13 protein-coding genes and 3 pseudogenes are annotated in these 16,819 nt (G+C 59.5%); 11 read left to right on the forward strand and 5 right to left on the reverse strand.

What is annotated here, in order from left to right:
• The first annotated feature begins 6 nt into the window (after nucleotides 1-6).
• Entirely contained in the window at nucleotides 7-855 is an 849-nt protein-coding gene (locus RBH10_RS00675; protein WP_281039238.1) for a fumarylacetoacetate hydrolase family protein, read from the forward strand.
• A gap of 23 nt (nucleotides 856-878) precedes the next feature.
• Nucleotides 879-1,664, forward strand: a complete 786-nt coding sequence (locus tag RBH10_RS00680) for a 2-keto-4-pentenoate hydratase (protein ID WP_281039239.1) — start codon at nucleotides 879-881, stop codon at nucleotides 1,662-1,664.
• Between the two features lie 97 nt (nucleotides 1,665-1,761).
• Here RBH10_RS00680 and RBH10_RS00685 read toward each other — a convergent pair.
• Nucleotides 1,762-2,086 (reverse strand): annotated as a pseudogene (locus tag RBH10_RS00685) (LysR substrate-binding domain-containing protein); the annotation flags it as partial.
• A 216-nt stretch (nucleotides 2,087-2,302) separates the two neighbouring features.
• Here RBH10_RS00685 and RBH10_RS00690 point away from each other — a divergent pair.
• Nucleotides 2,303-2,464, forward strand: a complete 162-nt coding sequence (locus RBH10_RS00690) for a hypothetical protein (protein WP_281039330.1) — start codon at nucleotides 2,303-2,305, stop codon at nucleotides 2,462-2,464.
• 3 nt (nucleotides 2,465-2,467) lie between these two features.
• Here the strand turns inward: RBH10_RS00690 and RBH10_RS24835 are convergent.
• Both RBH10_RS24835 and RBH10_RS00695 read right to left on the reverse strand, forming a co-directional pair.
• A pseudogene (locus tag RBH10_RS24835) lies at nucleotides 2,468-2,515 on the reverse strand (hypothetical protein); the annotation flags it as partial.
• A gap of 26 nt (nucleotides 2,516-2,541) precedes the next feature.
• Nucleotides 2,542-2,775 (reverse strand): hypothetical protein, encoded by a 234-nt coding sequence (locus tag RBH10_RS00695; protein ID WP_281039240.1) that lies wholly within the window; start codon nucleotides 2,773-2,775, stop codon nucleotides 2,542-2,544.
• A gap of 649 nt (nucleotides 2,776-3,424) precedes the next feature.
• Here RBH10_RS00695 and RBH10_RS00700 point away from each other — a divergent pair.
• A complete protein-coding gene (locus tag RBH10_RS00700) occupies nucleotides 3,425-4,246 on the forward strand; it encodes a class I SAM-dependent methyltransferase (protein ID WP_281039242.1) in 822 nt (273 codons plus the stop codon).
• A 382-nt stretch (nucleotides 4,247-4,628) separates the two neighbouring features.
• Nucleotides 4,629-4,793 (forward strand): annotated as a pseudogene (locus tag RBH10_RS00705) (NagC family transcriptional regulator); the annotation flags it as partial.
• Nucleotides 4,794-4,849: 56 nt separating this feature from the next.
• On the opposite strand, the gene RBH10_RS00710 reads toward RBH10_RS00705, so the two are convergent.
• Both RBH10_RS00710 and RBH10_RS00715 read right to left on the reverse strand, forming a co-directional pair.
• Nucleotides 4,850-6,832 carry a phosphatase PAP2 family protein gene (locus tag RBH10_RS00710; protein ID WP_281039243.1) on the reverse strand — a complete coding sequence of 661 codons (1,983 nt, stop codon included), beginning with the start codon at nucleotides 6,830-6,832 and terminating at the stop codon, nucleotides 4,850-4,852.
• A 226-nt stretch (nucleotides 6,833-7,058) separates the two neighbouring features.
• Nucleotides 7,059-8,339 (reverse strand): ABC transporter substrate-binding protein, encoded by a 1,281-nt coding sequence (locus RBH10_RS00715; protein WP_281039244.1) that lies wholly within the window; start codon nucleotides 8,337-8,339, stop codon nucleotides 7,059-7,061.
• 194 nt (nucleotides 8,340-8,533) lie between these two features.
• Here RBH10_RS00715 and RBH10_RS00720 point away from each other — a divergent pair, with 194 nt between their 5' ends.
• From RBH10_RS00720 to RBH10_RS00745, 6 genes are read left to right on the forward strand one after another with little or no spacing between them, the layout of a single operon-like run.
• A complete protein-coding gene (locus RBH10_RS00720; RefSeq protein WP_281039245.1) occupies nucleotides 8,534-11,059 on the forward strand; it encodes a hypothetical protein in 2,526 nt (841 codons plus the stop codon).
• 13 nt (nucleotides 11,060-11,072) lie between these two features.
• A complete protein-coding gene (locus RBH10_RS00725) occupies nucleotides 11,073-12,167 on the forward strand; it encodes a glycoside hydrolase family 88 protein (RefSeq protein WP_281039246.1) in 1,095 nt (364 codons plus the stop codon).
• On the forward strand, nucleotides 12,164-13,516 hold the full coding sequence (locus RBH10_RS00730) for a glycoside hydrolase family 28 protein (RefSeq protein ID WP_281039247.1): 1,353 nt from the start codon (nucleotides 12,164-12,166) through the stop codon (nucleotides 13,514-13,516). The genes RBH10_RS00725 and RBH10_RS00730 overlap by 4 nt, the downstream gene beginning before the upstream one ends.
• Nucleotides 13,516-14,622: an ABC transporter ATP-binding protein gene (locus RBH10_RS00735; RefSeq protein WP_281039248.1), complete on the forward strand. Its 1,107-nt coding sequence runs from the start codon at nucleotides 13,516-13,518 to the stop codon at nucleotides 14,620-14,622. The genes RBH10_RS00730 and RBH10_RS00735 overlap by 1 nt, the downstream gene beginning before the upstream one ends.
• 1 nt (nucleotide 14,623) lies before the next feature.
• Entirely contained in the window at nucleotides 14,624-15,619 is a 996-nt protein-coding gene (locus tag RBH10_RS00740; RefSeq protein WP_281039249.1) for a carbohydrate ABC transporter permease, read from the forward strand.
• 2 nt (nucleotides 15,620-15,621) lie between these two features.
• Nucleotides 15,622-16,680 carry a carbohydrate ABC transporter permease gene (locus RBH10_RS00745; RefSeq protein WP_281039250.1) on the forward strand — a complete coding sequence of 353 codons (1,059 nt, stop codon included), beginning with the start codon at nucleotides 15,622-15,624 and terminating at the stop codon, nucleotides 16,678-16,680.
• Nucleotides 16,681-16,819 lie beyond the last annotated feature (139 nt).

Genomic DNA, 16,819 nt, shown 5'->3' on the forward strand with positions numbered 1-16,819 from the left:
AACAGCATGAAACTTCTCCGTTATGGCCCAGCCGGTCATGAAAAGCCGGCAGCAATCGATACCGAAGGCAATATCCGCGATCTCTCCTCCGTTCTCACCGACATCACCGGTCAGACGCTTTCGCGCCGTTCCCTGGACGATCTCCGGAAAATCGATCTCTCGTCGCTCCCCATCGTATCACCCAATGTCAGGATCGGCGCTTGTGTCGGCGCAGTCGGCAACTTCGTGGCGGTCGGCCTGAACTACAGCGACCATGCGCTGGAAACCAACACGCCTATTCCGGAGGAGCCGGTGCTGTTCAACAAGCACACCTCCTGCATCTCCGGCCCGAATGACCCGATCGTGCTTCTGAAGGATTCGGAAAAGACCGACTGGGAGGTGGAAATCGCCTTCGTCATCGGCGAACCCGCCTATAACGTCAGCGAAGAGGAAGCGCTTTCCGTTGTCGCCGGTTATTGCGTCTGCCACGACGTTTCCGAACGCGCCTTCCAGATCGAGCGCGGTGGCCAGTGGACCAAGGGCAAGAGCGGCCCGAGCTTCGGACCACTCGGCCCATGGCTTGTCACCCCGGATGAAATCGACGATGTGCAAAACCTCGGGCTGTGGCTCGATGTCAACGGCCGGCGCATGCAGACCGGATCGACCGCGAAAATGATCTTCCCGATCGCCACGCTCGTCTCCTACATCAGCCGCTTCATGCGCCTCATGCCCGGAGACGTGGTCACGACCGGCACACCGCCCGGTGTCGGCCTTGGAATGAAGCCGCCGGTCTTCCTGAAAGCCGGAGACGTTGTCGAACTTGGCATCGATGGCCTTGGCAAACAGCGCCAAATCGTGACAGCATTCGGCACGTGAGATCATCAGGAGACATGAGCGGAATGACGGCGATTGAACAACTGGCGGAGCGCTTTGCAAAGGCAAGTCGAGACGGGGCGAGAATTTCCCTGGCGACGCTGGAAGCGGAAGGTCTTGTTCCCGGCACGCCGAGGGAGGCGATGGCGGTTCAGCGTGACTTTGCCGGATATTGGGGTAAACCGATTGGCGGCTGGAAGCTGGCGATCCGCCCGGACGGCGATGCCGTTGGGGCACCCATGTTTGATTGCTGCCAGCTGAACGATGACCATGTAGCTTCCTTTCCGCTTGATGGCACCGAAGGAATAGAAGTCGAGATATGCTTTACGCTCTCCGCCGACATCCCCGCCGCGACCGAAGGGCCGCTGACCAGAACCGATCTGATGCGCTATATCGATAAGGTCCATCTGGGTGTCGAACTTCTCCGCTACAGGCTGGCGGAGAAAAATCAGGTGCCATTTCCGCTTTTCCTCGCAGACCGTCTCGCCAACCACGGTTTCGTCATCGGTCCGCAGGTAGAGGAGGACATAGTGGATGTTTTTGCCGGTAACGGTAAGTCTCTGCCGCTGCTAGTTGTCACCGAGGGATCAGTGGAACTCTTCAATGCCACGGTGAAACACCCGAATGTCGATCCCCTCGCGCCGCTGTTGGCCTTTGCCAATGGGGCACTCAATACGGGTCGCATACTGAAAGCAGGCAACGTGGTGACGACGGGCAGTCTCTGCGGTGCGATACCCAGCACACTTTCCGCCGATACCCGCATACGGCTGGAATCGGTCGGTGCTTTCACGCTGACGGGTCCAAAAAAATAAGCCCCCGCCCATCGGTTGAACGATCCCGTTTTCCCCACGATCAGTCGTGAAACTAACAACGGGTGTCTTCTTTAACGGGCTACCGCTCTGTGGTGCCTCATTTCACCCGTCCGTGTTCACCGAGAAATCGAGCAGTGCCCGGATGCGTGAGGACGGCGGTCCGCGCTGGCCGACATAAACGGTGTGGAATGTCTCCCTTTGGCCGTATCGAGATGGTCGAGTACGGAAACGAGGCGGCCGGAGGCGATATCCTCCCGCACAGTAAAAGCCGCCAGGCACACCAACCCGACACCGGCAAGCGCAAGACGGCGAAGGCCTTCACCGTCGCTGACCTGCACCCGTCCCGTCGCCGGGACGACGACTCTTTTTCCGCCATCTCGCAACGGCCACCCGTCGATTGACCGGGCATAGCCAAACCCAAGCAAACTCTGATCGCCCCCCCCAATAACCATTCCTCTTTGGCTTAAGATAAAGCCTATAATCGTGATGGCGTAGGTGTGGGATTCGAACCCACGGAGGATGCGAAGCCTCGCCAAGTTTTCAGGTCGGCGCAGTAAATCACCATAACAATCTTTAGTTGTATTTTGTGCCGCAGATAACGGAAATGTCTTCTAGTCAGATTTTGAATTGAGCGCCGCGTGGATCTCCTCAATGTGCTTGTCCAAGTCGGATTGGCCACCTACTGGGAAGAGGTTTTTACACTCCATGACAGAGAAAAAGGCGATAATGTCGCCGAGAGCCTCGGCAATGGTATCGAAACTGCGGGCGGCGCGCTTTCGCAGAAGCGCCTTGAGTTTTGAAAACGCCATTTCGATGGGGTTTATGTCCGGCGAATACCGTGGCAGAAACAGAAGCCCCCCTTGGCCTTGATTAGTTGCTAGGCGCGTTCGCTCTTGTGAAAGCCGACCTTCTCAAGGATGATGACGTCACCCTTGGACAGGGTCCGTGCAAGCTGCGTCTCGATCCGAGTCTCGAAGATGCGGCTGTTCATCAGCGTATCGACGATCCATGGTGCTGTGAAGCTATGGCAGCGCAGCCCAGCGATGAAGGTCTGCGTTTCCAGTGACCGCAGGGAGCAAAGGCTGCGAAGCGGCTTCCCTTTTGAGACCATCCGGTGCGTTTCGTCAGGCGTGCGTTAGTCGGTGTCCCCTCGATAAAGATGAGCCGCGACTATGCCTTGTTGAAGAACCGCTTACAGCGGTTGATCCACAGATCACATGCTTTGGCGATCTCCGGTCTGCGCTGCTCGCTTGCCTTCAGGCTTTTTTATTGCTCGGCCCAAGCCGATGCAGAAATCGCCCGTCGATTGCACTGTGGACATCGACGCCGTGCTCAGCGAGTTCGACATATAGTTCGTCCAAGGTCGCTTCTGCCAGCGTAGGATACGCTATCGGTGCATGGCTGTCGCCGCGCGAGCACTGATAATTTCCCCCTTTATAATTAAAAAAAACAATTCGTTCTTTGTGAACGAGACCTCAATCGACTGCCTGCTTGATATGATTTGAAATCAGTGCGATCAAGGGTGCGGTAGCTCGAATATCGTTTCCAAAGATCGAGAAGGCTGCAGATTACCTAGGGTTCTTAGTTCTTTTGCTTCCGCGTTAATTTATGAACCATCAGAGGATCGAATTGCCAAGAATCACTTTTGATGCCAAATCATCTGAAATTACGTCGCAGACCCCCGAAAGTTAGTTAGTCGCCGAGGCAGTATGTCAAATGTAAATACGTTAAGCAAATCTGGGCCGCCTTGGACAGACAGCATGGGGCAATCGCCTTGGCTCGGCAAGATCAGGACATATGAAGAATACCAGCAACTGCGGTTGCCTCGTTGGATTGATCCTTTCAAAACAAAGCCGACGCACGACATCGTACTCGACGGCTTCAATGGTCTGACGGGCGTCGAGACGACCTTTCGTCTCGGGCTCGAATTATGGCTGGAAGGTCATGGGTTCCTGTACCGAGAGGCTTTGAGCTGTAACAAGACCAGCCTGAATGCGCGCATGAGGGCGTCGCTCCAATACCTGTTCGAGATGTTCAATCCGCGGCCTAATCAATCCGTTTATATAACGGAACAGGTGACGCCGATGTTTCGGGAGCTCTCCCGTGATTTTCCCAATCTTATCGGCAGTGAGTATCTCTTAGATACGCCACTTGGTAAAAAGAAAGACGGTGTCCTGTGCCAGGACATCATGAATTTGACCTTTGACAATAACGTCTTCGACTTTGTCTTGAGTTTCGATGTTATCGAACACGTTCCCGACTATCGAAAGGCTCTCCGCGAGATATATCGCACTCTAAAGCCGGGCGGTGTCCTATTTTACACTGTTCCGATTACTTTGGCATCGCGCGTTAGCCACGTCAGAGCTAAGATCGACGAGAAAGGTGAGCTTGTTCACCTTCTTCCGGAAGAGTACCACGGTAACCCTCTCGGCCCGCCGTCACTGTGCTTTACGAGCTTCGGTTTTGACCTCATCGACGACATGCGTCAATGCGGCTTCTCCGACTGCTATGCAGAGTTGTACGCGAACATCGAACTGGGATACTGGGGCGTAGCTCAACCTATGTTGGTGGCAATCAAGTAAGCCGTCAGTCTCGTCTATAAGACGCACCTGTGTGTAGTTTGCTCCAGCCTCTTTTGATTTCCTTGTATCTCCCGCCTTGCCGCAGGCGCCGAACTTCTGCGCCATTGTGATTGATGGCGCACACGTTTTCGTCGACATTAACCGTTTCGATGGACATGGCCGCGGCGGCGTCATCCAGCAAGACGGCAAGATGCGAATTCAGAATGTCGAACCGGATGCGCATAATTTGCGCACATTCGGAACGCGCTCGGCACTTAGGGAAAGGTATAAGTCGCCACATAGCGGCGTGATGCGTAATACGGTCGCAATCGTCGGCATGGTTTTGGGGCTACACGTCGACGAGCGGCGGCAGGGTCGCATCAATGATGTGACCGATCGCCTCGCGCTCGGCCGGATGATGATCGAACGCGCGCACATGCCGTCGCAACGCGAACACCGCTACGGCGTCGGCCCGAAGGAAGCAAAGCTGGTCCTCGGCGAAACAGAAGGCGACCCCTCGGCTCTCGGGGCAACACTTTTGCCGCTCAGGGTCCGTTATTTCCTGTAGCCCGGTCAACCGGGCGCGGCGGTTTGCACCGCGCCCGGAAACACTATCCCAATGGACTATTCGACCACCACGGACAAAGCCGAGCCGGTATAGACCGGACGCACCTTCACGTTGCCCGCATCGATCGTGGCAAAGGTGCCGGTGAGGCCATCCGCGGCGATCAGGTCGAAGCGCGTACCAGCGGCAGGTGCGGCACCATCGAAGGCAAGCCGCAGGGTTGCGCCGTCAAGCGTCGCCTTGCCCTTGATCCGCAACGGAGCCTTTTGCGAGTCAAGCGCCAGCGTGCCGCCCGTCTGCGCATAATCGCCGCCGATGACGACGCCGTGGTCGCCCTTCACCGAAAGCGTTCCGCCGGAAACCAGCACGCCGCCAGTGCCAAGCGCATCGGCGGAGGAAGCCACGAGCGTTCCGTCCTGCAGGATCGTGCCGCCGCTATAGCTGTTGGCGCCGGTGAGCGTGAGCGCACCGCTGCCCGATTTGACGAGACGCCCTGCCCCGGCAATGTCGTTCGTCCAGCGGTCGGCGGCGTTGAACCCGCCAGCACTGGCATCCATCGTCACATCGACATCGCCGTTAAACGAGCCGTAACCGCCAGCGGCGGCAACCAGATTGATTCGGCCCCAGCCATTGCTGTCATCGAGCAGCGGATAACCCGCCTCGATGCCGGTGGAAAACAGAACCGCCCGCCGCTGTGCGGCATCGAGGTAAGGCAGGCGCGTTTCCAGCAGCACCTCGGCGCCCTTCGGCACCACCATCGGCGCATCGCCAACGGCGTTGTCCCGGCTGAAGGAGAAGGTCATGCGCCGGCGATAATCGGCTTTGTTGGCGGCGTCATCGGCGGAAAGACCGGCATCCGCTTTGCCACCATGGGCAAAGTCGATCAGGGATTGCCCCGCAGGCAGGCGTTTTGCAAAATAGGCCTGCAATTCATCATGGGCGGCCTTCTTGATCCCGGCGTTTTTCGGATCCTGCAGAACGGCGGCGGCTATGGCGGTTGCCGTGATACGGCCGCCGATCACGTCGAGCGGCGAATGCATGCCGGCGACGATGCGGCTTTCACCGAGTTCGGAAGCACCCGTCAGCAATTCGGAAAACCGCTCCGGTACGGCATAGGCATAAGCAATGGCGGCAAGATAGGCGGCATTGGTGTGACCGCTCGGGAAACCGCCATCCTTGGCGCGTCCGCGATTTTCACGCACATATTTGAGCGCGGGCACGACAACGCCGGCACCGGACTGGTAACTTTCGAACTTGCGGTCGCCGATCGTTTCGGTGCCGTTCTCTATCACCTCGCCCTTGTCGTTCATGCGCCAGGGACGCGGCGAAGAATAGAAATACTTCGCTGGCGACGTCGTGCCTTCCGGGCCACGCATCACCTTCATGAGGGCGACGACATTCTTCAACTCGGAATCCTCCGTTCCGGCCTCGGTGCCCTTGTCCTCTTCCTTGCGGGTGATGACCTCGTTCGGATCGAAATCCGCCAATGTATGGTTGATCGTCGTCGTTGCGCCCGCGCCTTCGCGATACCAGTCGGCAAGCGGTCCCATGCCGTCGATCATGCTGTAGCTCTGCGAGCGGCGGTCGTTCATATAGGCGTCAAAAGCCGCAGCGGGGGTGCGGTTCTCGCCGGTGACGGACAGCACGTAACGCATGTTTTCCTGCCAGACATCAGGGTCGACGGCCTTCACATGGCTGAAATCGGCAGGTCCGTCACCATTGGCGCCGCCATCCGCCCATTTTTCATCGCCCAGCGTCCAGATGCGATTAAAACCGGACAGGATTTCGATGACGGGATTGTCGCGGTCGTCATAGGCGCGGACGTCTTCGCCCTTGGCATTCTTGCCGGTCTGGTTGCGATAGGTGTCGGAAAGCGGCAGCGGGTATTTAGCAGTGGGTTCGGGCACCGTAATGGCATAACCCTGACCTGCGGGTTGAGTGCGCTCGAATGCCAGTGCGTTCGGCACAAGAACCAGCAATGCGACGGAGGCAAGCAAGGTCGACCGTGCGGACGGAAAAGACGACATCTTCAGTTTGGCCATGACGAATCCTATGATTTAACGCGTGACTAGAGCGGGCGCGCGCAGAGCTTCCGTCGCGCCACGCCGACAGCTTTATGCCGGGCGTATTGCAGTTTTTTTTCGACTTGCTGATTTAGGCAGATCACATATGCCGGTGCGGCCCACGCACAAGCGGGGATATCTGCCCGGAGCGTCACTCCGGGCAGATCGAAAGCTCGTTATTTCGTCAGAAGAGAACGGGCGTTCATCACTTCTTGACCGCGACGGCCTCGTTGATCTTGGCGACGTCGTCTTCCAGAACCTTGTAGGTCTGGTCGAGCGTCAACTCACCGACGATGAGCTGGCTCATACGCTGAACGATCTGCTGGTACATGGCGGTACCGCCCTTGGCATGTTCGAATTCGCGGGCGGCCTGCGGCACGTTCTTCTTGTTGTCGAGGAAGACCTGCATCGCCGCCTTGGCGTTTTCGCTCTTCAGCTTGTATTGCGGATTGACGATTTCAGCGCCGGTCAGGATCACATAATTCTCGGCGATTTCCCGCTGCACCTTTTCAGAGCCGAGGAATTCGACGAAATGGGCGACATCCTCAGGATATTTGGTGCGCTTGAAACCGACGATCGCGGTGCCGCCGGGCATGGCGTAACATCCGGCATCGCCGCACGGCGCATTGATCGCCGTCCATTCGAAGCTGTCGCCGATCTTGTTCTGGAACGGATTGACCATCCAATTGCCGGCCAGATAGGTCACGACGTTGCCGTTGACGAACTCGTCACCCATGTTCTTGTATTGCGAGCCGCCCGCCGCACCCCACATTTCCTTGGGGAAGCTGCCGTTCTGCGTCCATGAATAGATATCGGCGATGTATTTTTTCGCCGCATCGTCAGGGAAGCTGAACTTGCCGTCCTTCACATAGGTCGCGCCATAAGCGAAGGCACCGCCGGAGAAGCGGTGGCCGGAACGATCCATGGTGAAGGGGATCTGCACGCCGGTCGACTTGGCGACGCGGGCCGACGCCTCGACGATTTCGCTGAATTTTGCAGTCGGGCCAGGCAAGGGTTCACCCGCCTGCTCGAACAACGTCTTGTTGACGAAGGGCAGGTTCAGCGTCTGCGACGCCATATAGCCGTTGATCGACTGCGGATCGTTGACACCGGGCAGGCGCAACTGGGCAAGGCTGGACCCGTGCAGCTTCGCAAAGCCATCCGCATCCTTCATGTAGGGGCGCATGTCGAGATAATAGGAGGCGAGCTGCCAGTCGGTAATCTTGGCGACATCCGGCCCCTCGCCCACCGCAAGCTGCACCGGCAACTGCTTGGAAACGGCGTCATAACCGGAGGAGACGAAATTGATCTTCACGCCCGGATTGGCCGCCTCGAACTCCTTGCTGAGTTCCGACATGCGCTGCACATAACCCTGGTCGTCATCCGTAAAAAGGAACGTGATCGTTCTGGTCTCGGCCTCTGCGACCGAGAGGCCGGCAATCGAGGCCAATACGAGGGCGCTGACGCCCGAAAACAATTTCACCATGCTCATCCTCCCAATGAAAAACTTTTCATAAATCGAACCGAAGCTCCTCTTCTTAATTCGATTTATGATGTTTTGCGACTTGACAGAATAAACGTCAAGCTGTTTGTTTCGGCTAAATCGCACAAATCGACGCGAGAAAGCGAAATCAGATTTGTGAAAATAATTTCATAAAGATCGTAGGGAGACGATCCATTATGACAGATGGAGCATTGGCAGCGGGCGCGTCGCAGCCGACATATATCGTCGCTGACGGCGAAACGGTGACCGCCTGGATCGTCTCGGATCTGGTGGAAACCGCATTTCCCGGCATCGCGGCACCGGCGGAAGACCGCGTCAATTATCGCTTCATCAATGGTTTCGTGGATGTCGGCGACCTGCCCTGCCGCAAGGCCTTCCAGCGGACGATGATCGACCGCGAGATCGCGCCGGACACCGGTTGGCCGGTTTCCCATCTCAATCTGCCGGGCTCCAACCGCCGCGTCGAATTTACCGGCTTCTGGCATGCTCCGACCCATGTGCAGCGCTGGCTGAAAGGCACCTTCCGCAGCGACAGCGCAAGACAGGCGCATTTCCGGCTGCGCACCTGCGGCGGCGTGCGCATCTGGGTGGGCGGCGTCGAACAGGTGCGTTTTGAACCATTTATCCGCAATGTCGAAAACATCAGCGACATCACGCTCGATCTGAAAGCCGGCGACAACGAGGTGCTGCTGCTCTGCGAAGATCTGGCGGAACGCGACATCATCTGGTTTTTCGAGCTTGAGGTCATCGACGCCACGCCGCTGACCGTCGTGCTGCCGGTGCCGCTCGACCGGGAAGAAACAAAGCGTCTTGCCGCACTGGTGCGCGATGTTCGCCCGGCCCGCGACGTCTTTTCGGGCACGGCGCTTGAACTCATCTTTGATGCCGCGCCGGCAAGCGACCTGCCGGTCCACGTCGCGGTCCAAAGCCACGGCCACGAGCGTGCCGCTCTTGCCGAGGGGAATACCGTGCTGAAAGCCGGGCAGTCCTCGCTCACGATCCCCGAAACCATTGGTATCGCGGATGGCTATCACGGCGTAAAGATCACCATCGGCTCAGGGGCCGGAACGGTGACGCGCGTCATCGACGCCGCCTTCATGGCCGATACGGTGCCGCAACCGGCTGCTGCCGATATTGCCGAGCGAAAAAAGGCGGCGTTGTCCTTCAGCGCCCGTTTCGGCGCCTGGCGCATCGGCCGCGCGCTGGCAATGGTCGCCACCGGCAGCGACGATATGAAAACGATCGGCGGCATTGTCGACGCAACACTGCATTCCATCGACCGGCGGGAGGATTGCTCCGATTTCGTGCTGGTGCCGCTCCTCTGGCTGGTGCGCGCCTACGGCGACCGGCTTCCTCCTCAGATGCTTGAACGGATCAACGCCTCGATCCTCTCCTATCGCTACTGGGTGGACGAACCCGGCAACGACGTCATGTGGTTCTGGAGCGAGAACCACGTTCTGTGCTTCCATACCAGCCAGTTGCTGGCCGGAGACTATCTGCCAAACGCCGTCTTTAGCGCTTCCGGGCGCACGGGCAGAGAACAGGCGGCACTCGCCACTGAGCGGCTGCAGCGCTGGTTCGACAGTGTTGAGGCGCATGGTCTCGCCGAATGGAACTCAGCCGCCTATTACCCGGTGGATTTCATCGGCCTTCTCGCCATCGAACATTGGGCGGGAGCGGAACTTGCAGCGCATGCACGCCACCAGCTCGACCTCATTTTCGAAATGATCGCGCTGCACACACTTGGCGGCGTTCCCTCCGGTTCGCAAGGCAGAGCCTATGACAAGGAATTACGCGCCGGGCCGCTGACGGAACTGGCACCCTTTGCGCAGGTAGCATTCGGTCACGGCTGGCTCAACAATGGCGTCGCCTCGCTGCCGATGTTCTGCTGCGGTGACTATCTGCCGCCGCCACATCTCGCTGCCCTTTCGCAGCTGGCAAGCGGCCGAATGGTCGAGGCACGTTACGCGCAGGGGCAGGAGCCGGGCAAGCTCGTGCTTTTCAAGAACGAGGCCGCCCAGCTTTCCACCGTTGTCGATCACAAGACCGGCCGCAAGGGCCATCAGCAGCACGTCATGGACATCAAACTTTCCGGTCATCCCATGGCGCGGCTGTGGGTCAACCATCCCGGCGAGGATGATCCCTGGGGCACACAGCGCCCCTCCTATTGGGCGGGCAGCGGCATCCTGCCGCGCGTGGCGCAGCACCGGGATATCGCGATGATGATCTTCGACACGGGCGATCACCGCAACGACTGGACCCATGCCTATCTCGGTCGCGACGGGCTGGACGAGGTGGTCACGAAGGGCAACTGGCTCATCACCCGCTCCGGCCGCGGCTTTGCAGCACTTTATGCGACCAATGGGCTTGAACCTGTCACCACCGGCGCGACCGCCAACCGCGAGGTCCGGTCCCCCGGCCGCCGCGCCGGCTGGATCGGCATCATAGAGTGCGGGGATGCGGACGAATTCACCCGCTTCCGCGCAAGAATTCTCGCCACGCAGGTGACCTTCGACGCCGACAAGCGCCTGCTATCAGTCACGCCGCCCGGCAGTCCCGAACTCGTCCTTGACTGGGACGGCACCTTCACCATCGGCGGGCAAGCCATGGCCTTCGACCACGAGCAGCCCCAGCCGCAAATCACCTTCGACAGTGCCGAAACCGCCGCAGGCAGCGGCGCGGCACAGCCATTCTACTCCTAAGCGGAACCAGCAGATGAACCAGCTAATCATGGAAAAAGACACTCTCAGGACGACGATCGACAATGTTGCCGCCGCCTTCAGCCGCCTCAAGGGCATACAGGAAGGTCTGGCCAGCGGCAGTTCAGACGGCAAGATCCAGTTCGACGAATGGGATTGGGAAGTGGGCGTTGGCCTTTATGGTTTCCTGCGCCGGGCGCTTGCCGCAAACGACCGCAAGGCACTGGATGATCTGGTGACATGGTACGGCTGGCAGATTGAGCGCGGCCTGCCGCCGCGCCAGATCAACAGCTCGGCACCGATGCTGCCGCTCGTCATCCTCACCGAACATGTCGACCGACCGGATTTCCGGGCGCTGGTGGAAGACTGGGCCGACTGGCTGGTGCATGAGTTGCCGAAAACCGAAGATGGCGGCTTCCAGCACGTCGTCAAGGAACGGCTGAACGAGGGCGAATTATGGGACGACACGCTGTTCATGGCATGTCTGTTCCTCGCCCGCGCCGGTGTGGTCTGCAATCGTCAGGACTGGATCGACGAGGCAGTCTACCAGTTCATGATCCATGCGCGCTATTTGTCCGACCCCGTCACCGGGCTGTGGTATCACGGCTGGACCTTCAACGGACGCCACAATTTCGCTGATGCCTTCTGGGCGCGCGGCAATTCCTGGATCACCGTCGCCATCCCCGAACTGTTCGAACTGGTGCCGACGCTTGCTGAAAAGGACAAGCGTTTCCTCGCAAACGTGCTGGCAAGCCAGGTGCGGTCGCTGCGCCAATATCAGCGCGAAGACGGCATGTTCCACACGCTGCTCGATGATCCGACCTCACCGGTCGAGACATCGGCGACCGCTGGCATCGCCTACGGCATTCTGCGCGGCATCGAGGCCGGTATTCTCGGTGAAGAAAACCGCCCCCATGCAGAGCGCGCGCTAAAGGCGGTGCTGGGCAATATCGATGACGAAGGTGTCGTTCACGGTGTCTCGGACGGCACACCGATGGGCCACGACCTCGAATTTTACCGCCGCATTCCCAACCTGCCCACGCCCTATGGGCAGGCACTGACCATGCTGCTCCTGATCGACGTATTCCTTGAAAGGCCGGAAGCATCATGACCGTGCGTACCGAAATCACCATAAAATCCAATGGCCGCGATGCCACAGTTGAAATCCAGCAGGCGATAGAAACGGTGTCGGCGGCAGGTGGCGGGCGTGTCTCTCTGCTCACCGGGCGACATGTCAGCGGCGGCCTGCGGCTGATGAGCGGCGTGGAGCTGCACCTTGCACAGGACGCGGTGCTGGCGCCAATTTCCGATTACCATGCCTATGCCCATACGACAGTTTCGGTCATTGCCGAGGATTCCGATCGCGGCATGATCATCGCCAAGGGCGCGAGCAATATCGCCGTCACCGGCCCCGGCCGCATCGAGGCGGGCGGTGAAAACTTCATCATCGGCGATGACGAAGCCATGGGAACCTATATCCCGGCAGCAAAACGCCCACGCGTGATGGTACTGGAAGCCTGCCGCAATGTGCGGCTTGAGAACCTCCACGTCACCGGTTCGCCGATGTGGACGCTGCACATGGTCGATTGCGAGGACCTCGATTTCCGCAACGTCCGTGTCGAGAACGATCGCCGCCTGCCCAACACCGACGGCATCGTGCTGGATGCCTGCCGGCGCGCGCTGATCGAGGATTGCACCATCTCCACCGCCGACGACGGCATCTGCCTGAAGACCAGCGCCGGGCCGGATGGCAAGGCTGTCGGTGCCTGCGCCGACATCACGGTTCGCCGCTGCACCGTCTCAAGCATGAGCTGCGCGCTGAAACTCGGCACGGAATCCTTCGGCGATTTCACCGATGTGGTGTTCGAGGATTGCAAGATCGTCCAATCCAATCGCGGCATCGGTCTTTTTTCCCGCGATGGCGGCGCGATGCGCAACATCCGCTTTTCGCGCATCGAGGCCGAGTGCCACGAAACGCCGGGCGGGTTCTGGGGATCGGGTGAAGCCGTGACCGTCACAGTGGTAGACCGCCGCCCCGAACGTCAGGCCGGCAAGGTCGAAAACCTTGTCGTGGAGGACCTCAGCGGTTCGATGGAAGGGGCGATCAATCTCGTCGCCACCTCGAAGGCGGGCATCCACAACGTGACGCTCAGCCGCATCACGCTGTCGCAGCAGCCCGGCAAACTCGGCACCGGTCTGCAATATGATCTTCGCCCGACCAATGCGGATATTGCACCAAGCCCGGAGGCCGCCGGTCGCGCCAATGCCTGGACGCGCAGCGCCGACGGCAGGATCGTCGGCATGGAGGATTATCCCGGCGGAATGCCCGCGGTTTATCTCTCCGGCGTTCACGGGTTCTCGGCGCATGATGTCGCCATCGGCAGGACGACGCCGTTGCCCAAGGGCTGGAACATCGAAGAGATCGTCGCGACGACGCGCTTGCCCGAAGGGAGCAGGTAATGGGAAGTCTGAAGCTAGAGAACCTCAACAAGGCATTCGGTGCCGTTCATGTCCTGCATGACATCGATCTTGAGATCGAGAACGGCGAATTCGTCGTTTTCGTCGGCCCATCCGGCTGCGGAAAATCCACCCTGCTGCGCATCATCGCCGGCCTTGAGGATGTGACATCAGGCACCATCGACATTGGCGGGCGCGACGTCAGCGCGCTTTCGCCGGCCGAGCGCAAGATCGCCATGGTCTTCCAGTCCTATGCGCTCTATCCGCATATGAGCGTGCGCAAGAACCTCGCTTTCGGTCTGGAAAACCTGCGTTTCAAGCGGGCGGAAATCGAAAGCCGCATCAACGAGGCCGCGCGCATGCTGGCCATCGAACCCTATCTCGACCGCAAGCCGAAACAGCTTTCCGGCGGCCAGCGCCAGCGCGTCGCCATCGGCCGCGCCATCGTGCGCGAGCCTGACATCTTCCTGTTCGACGAGCCGCTATCGAACCTCGATGCGGCGCTGCGCGTGCAGACCCGTGCGGAAATCACCCGCCTGCATCGCGATATCAAGACAACGATGATCTATGTCACCCATGATCAGGTGGAAGCCATGACCATGGCCGACAAGATCGTGGTGCTGCGCGCCGGGCGTATCGAGCAAGTGGGCAGTCCGCTTGAGCTTTTCGACAATCCGCGCAATCTCTTCGTTGCGGGTTTCCTCGGCTCGCCGCGCATGAATATGCTGAAGGGAACCATCACCAAGGGCAGCGACGGCAGCATCGCCATTGACGCCGGATACGGCGTGTCCCTGCCCTGCCTCGTCGATCCGGCCGCGGTCACCCCCGGACAGGCGGTGTTGGCGGGGATCCGCCCGTCGCATTTTTCGATCACTGACAATGCCGGCCTGCCCTTCGAGGTGCAGTATCACGAAAGCCTCGGCACCGAGACCTATCTCTACGGCAATCTTCAGGGCCAGAAAGACCAGATCATCGTGCATCAGGCCGGCCATTTCGCGCCCGCGCCCGGTTCCGTGCTGACCATCATGCCGGCGCGCGAAAGGGTGCATGTCTTCGACCCCGCCACCGAACTGGCGCTACCGCGTCTCGAAAGCCAGGGGAGAGGTTAGCATGGCCAATCCGAAGCTCGCGAGACTGTCCGACCGTGCGCTCGATGCCGTGATGGCGATCGCTGAAGTGCCGCTCAACTTCATCGAGCGGCTGATCGGCAAAAGGCGCATGCCCTATATTTTCCTGATGCCGAACCTCGTTCTGTTCGGCATCTTCACCTTCCTGCCGATTGCGATTGCCGTCGGTTATGCCTTTACCGGCGGCACAGAACTGCTGATCAGCGACCGCCCATTCGTCGGTCTGGAGAATTTCGGCAAGCTGCTCGATTGCCAGAGCTATATGGACCCCGGAAGCTGCCGGGAATCGCTGTTCTGGACCGCGATCTGGAACACGCTCTGGTTCGTCGGTTTCAACGTCGTCGCCACGCTGGTGGTCGCGCTCATCACCGCGCTCATTCTCAACAGGGCGATTGCCGCGCGCGGTTTCTTCCGCGCCATGTTCTTTTATCCCGTGCTGCTGTCGCCCGTTGTCATCGGCCTCATCTGGAAATGGTTCCTCGACCGCAACGGGTTGCTCAACGCCTTTTTCCAGATGCTCGGCGTGCCGCCGGAAATCTTCCTGCTTGACGTCGGCTGGTCGCGCTTCTTCGTCGTGGTCGTATCCGTCTGGTTTCATATGGGCTTTTACACGCTCATCCTGCTTGCCGGGTTGCAGGCCATTCCCAAAGACCTCTATGAAGCAGCAGCCATCGACGCCGCTTCGCCCCGGCGCACATTGCTGCGCATCACCCTGCCGCTGCTCGCCCCCAACCTTCTCGTCGTGCTGATCCTTTTGATGATCCGCTCGGTGCAAATATTTGATGAAGCGTGGGTTTTGACCAATGGCGGCGGGCCGGGCACGGCCAACACATTCGTGGTGCAATATATCTACCAGATGGCCTTCGGCAGCGATCTGAGGCTCTTCGGCCTCGCCTCGGCCGCATCGGTTCTCATGGGCCTTGTTCTGCTGGCGCTGACGCTGGTGCAATTGCGCCTCGGCAAAAAGATGGAGTCCTGATCATGTCCGGCACTATCAACGCAGTCACGTTCCTGACACGAACCCGCCGTCCCGGCCGGATCGGCCTCACCGATATTCTCTCCTGGGTCTGGCTCATCGGCGGCACGCTCGCGGTGCTGATACCGGTCGTCTGGGCCGCGATGTCGTCGCTGAAACCGGAAGCCGAGATCACACGGTTTCCGCCGAGCCTCCTGCCGCGCGCCGCCGTGCAGGTAGAGGTGCCGGGTTATGACAGGCCGCTCAGCCTCTGGAACGCCACCATCGACGGCGCGGCGCGGCAAATGGCGATGGTGCGGCGTGTCGGCATCAAGGCGCAGATGGTGGACCCGGCCAATCCCGGCCCGCCGGTCAGCGTCGATACGCGGGAAATGTCGCCCGTCCAGAAACTGACAATCGCGACGCAGAATTTCACCGATCCGCTGACCCAGTTCAACTTCCTCACCTTCCTCAAGAACTCGGTCTTCGTCACCGTCGTCGCAACGGTTCTGACGCTGATCGTCAACGCCATGGCCGCCTTTGCCCTCTCAAAATATCGCTTTCGCGGCGAGAAGGCGATTTTTGTGCTGATCATCTCCACCCTGATGATCCCGCTCACCGTCGTCATGGTGCCGGCCTATCTGGTCATCGTCGGCGTCGGCCTCGTGGATAATCTCTGGGGCGTCATCATCCCCACGGTCGCAACGCCGACCGGCGTATTCCTGCTCCGGCAATATATGCTGACGATACCCGACGAGTTGATCGAGGCCGCGCGCGTCGATGCGGCCAGCGAATTCCGCATCTTCTGGCGCATCATCCTGCCGCTCACGGCACCGGCCCTTGCGGTTCTCGCGATCTTCTCGGTGCTGTGGCGCTGGAACGACTTCCTCTGGCCGCTGATCGTTCTCAGCAGCCGCGAGAACTTCACGTTGCAGGTGGGCCTTAATGCCTTCCAGGGCGAGTTCTCGGTGCAATGGCACTATATTCTCGCTATGACCTTCCTCAGCCTTGCGCCGGTTACCGTCGTGTTCCTGTTCCTGCAACGCTATATCACGACAGGGATTGCGGGGACGGGGATGAAGTAACAGCGGTGCGTGGGGTGCTTTGCGTTACAGCCCATCAACGGTTGCTGACATTGTAGGGCGCCACCCTCACCCCGTCATACCGGCCTTGAGCCGGTATCCAGCCAGCCCAAGTCCTTGGGCTGGACGGACTCTCTCAGCC

Source organism: Rhizobium sp. AN73 (genome assembly GCF_030757975.1).
GTDB classification, from domain to species: Bacteria; Pseudomonadota; Alphaproteobacteria; order Rhizobiales; family Rhizobiaceae; genus Agrobacterium; species Agrobacterium arsenijevicii.

Excerpts from the sequence above, each read along its gene's own strand:
- RBH10_RS00675 (WP_281039238.1), top strand. The coding sequence starts at position 7 with ATGAAACTTCTCCGTTATGGCCCAGCCGGTCATGAAAAGCCGGCAGCA.
- RBH10_RS00680 (WP_281039239.1), top strand. The coding sequence starts at position 879 with ATGACGGCGATTGAACAACTGGCGGAGCGCTTTGCAAAGGCAAGTCGA.
- RBH10_RS00695 (WP_281039240.1), bottom strand. The coding sequence starts at position 2,775 with ATGGTCTCAAAAGGGAAGCCGCTTCGCAGCCTTTGCTCCCTGCGGTCA.
- RBH10_RS00700 (WP_281039242.1), top strand. The coding sequence starts at position 3,425 with ATGGGGCAATCGCCTTGGCTCGGCAAGATCAGGACATATGAAGAATAC.
- RBH10_RS00710 (WP_281039243.1), bottom strand. The coding sequence starts at position 6,832 with ATGGCCAAACTGAAGATGTCGTCTTTTCCGTCCGCACGGTCGACCTTG.
- RBH10_RS00715 (WP_281039244.1), bottom strand. The coding sequence starts at position 8,339 with ATGGTGAAATTGTTTTCGGGCGTCAGCGCCCTCGTATTGGCCTCGATT.
- RBH10_RS00720 (WP_281039245.1), top strand. The coding sequence starts at position 8,534 with ATGACAGATGGAGCATTGGCAGCGGGCGCGTCGCAGCCGACATATATC.
- RBH10_RS00725 (WP_281039246.1), top strand. The coding sequence starts at position 11,073 with ATGAACCAGCTAATCATGGAAAAAGACACTCTCAGGACGACGATCGAC.
- RBH10_RS00730 (WP_281039247.1), top strand. The coding sequence starts at position 12,164 with ATGACCGTGCGTACCGAAATCACCATAAAATCCAATGGCCGCGATGCC.
- RBH10_RS00735 (WP_281039248.1), top strand. The coding sequence starts at position 13,516 with ATGGGAAGTCTGAAGCTAGAGAACCTCAACAAGGCATTCGGTGCCGTT.
- RBH10_RS00740 (WP_281039249.1), top strand. The coding sequence starts at position 14,624 with ATGGCCAATCCGAAGCTCGCGAGACTGTCCGACCGTGCGCTCGATGCC.
- RBH10_RS00745 (WP_281039250.1), top strand. The coding sequence starts at position 15,622 with ATGTCCGGCACTATCAACGCAGTCACGTTCCTGACACGAACCCGCCGT.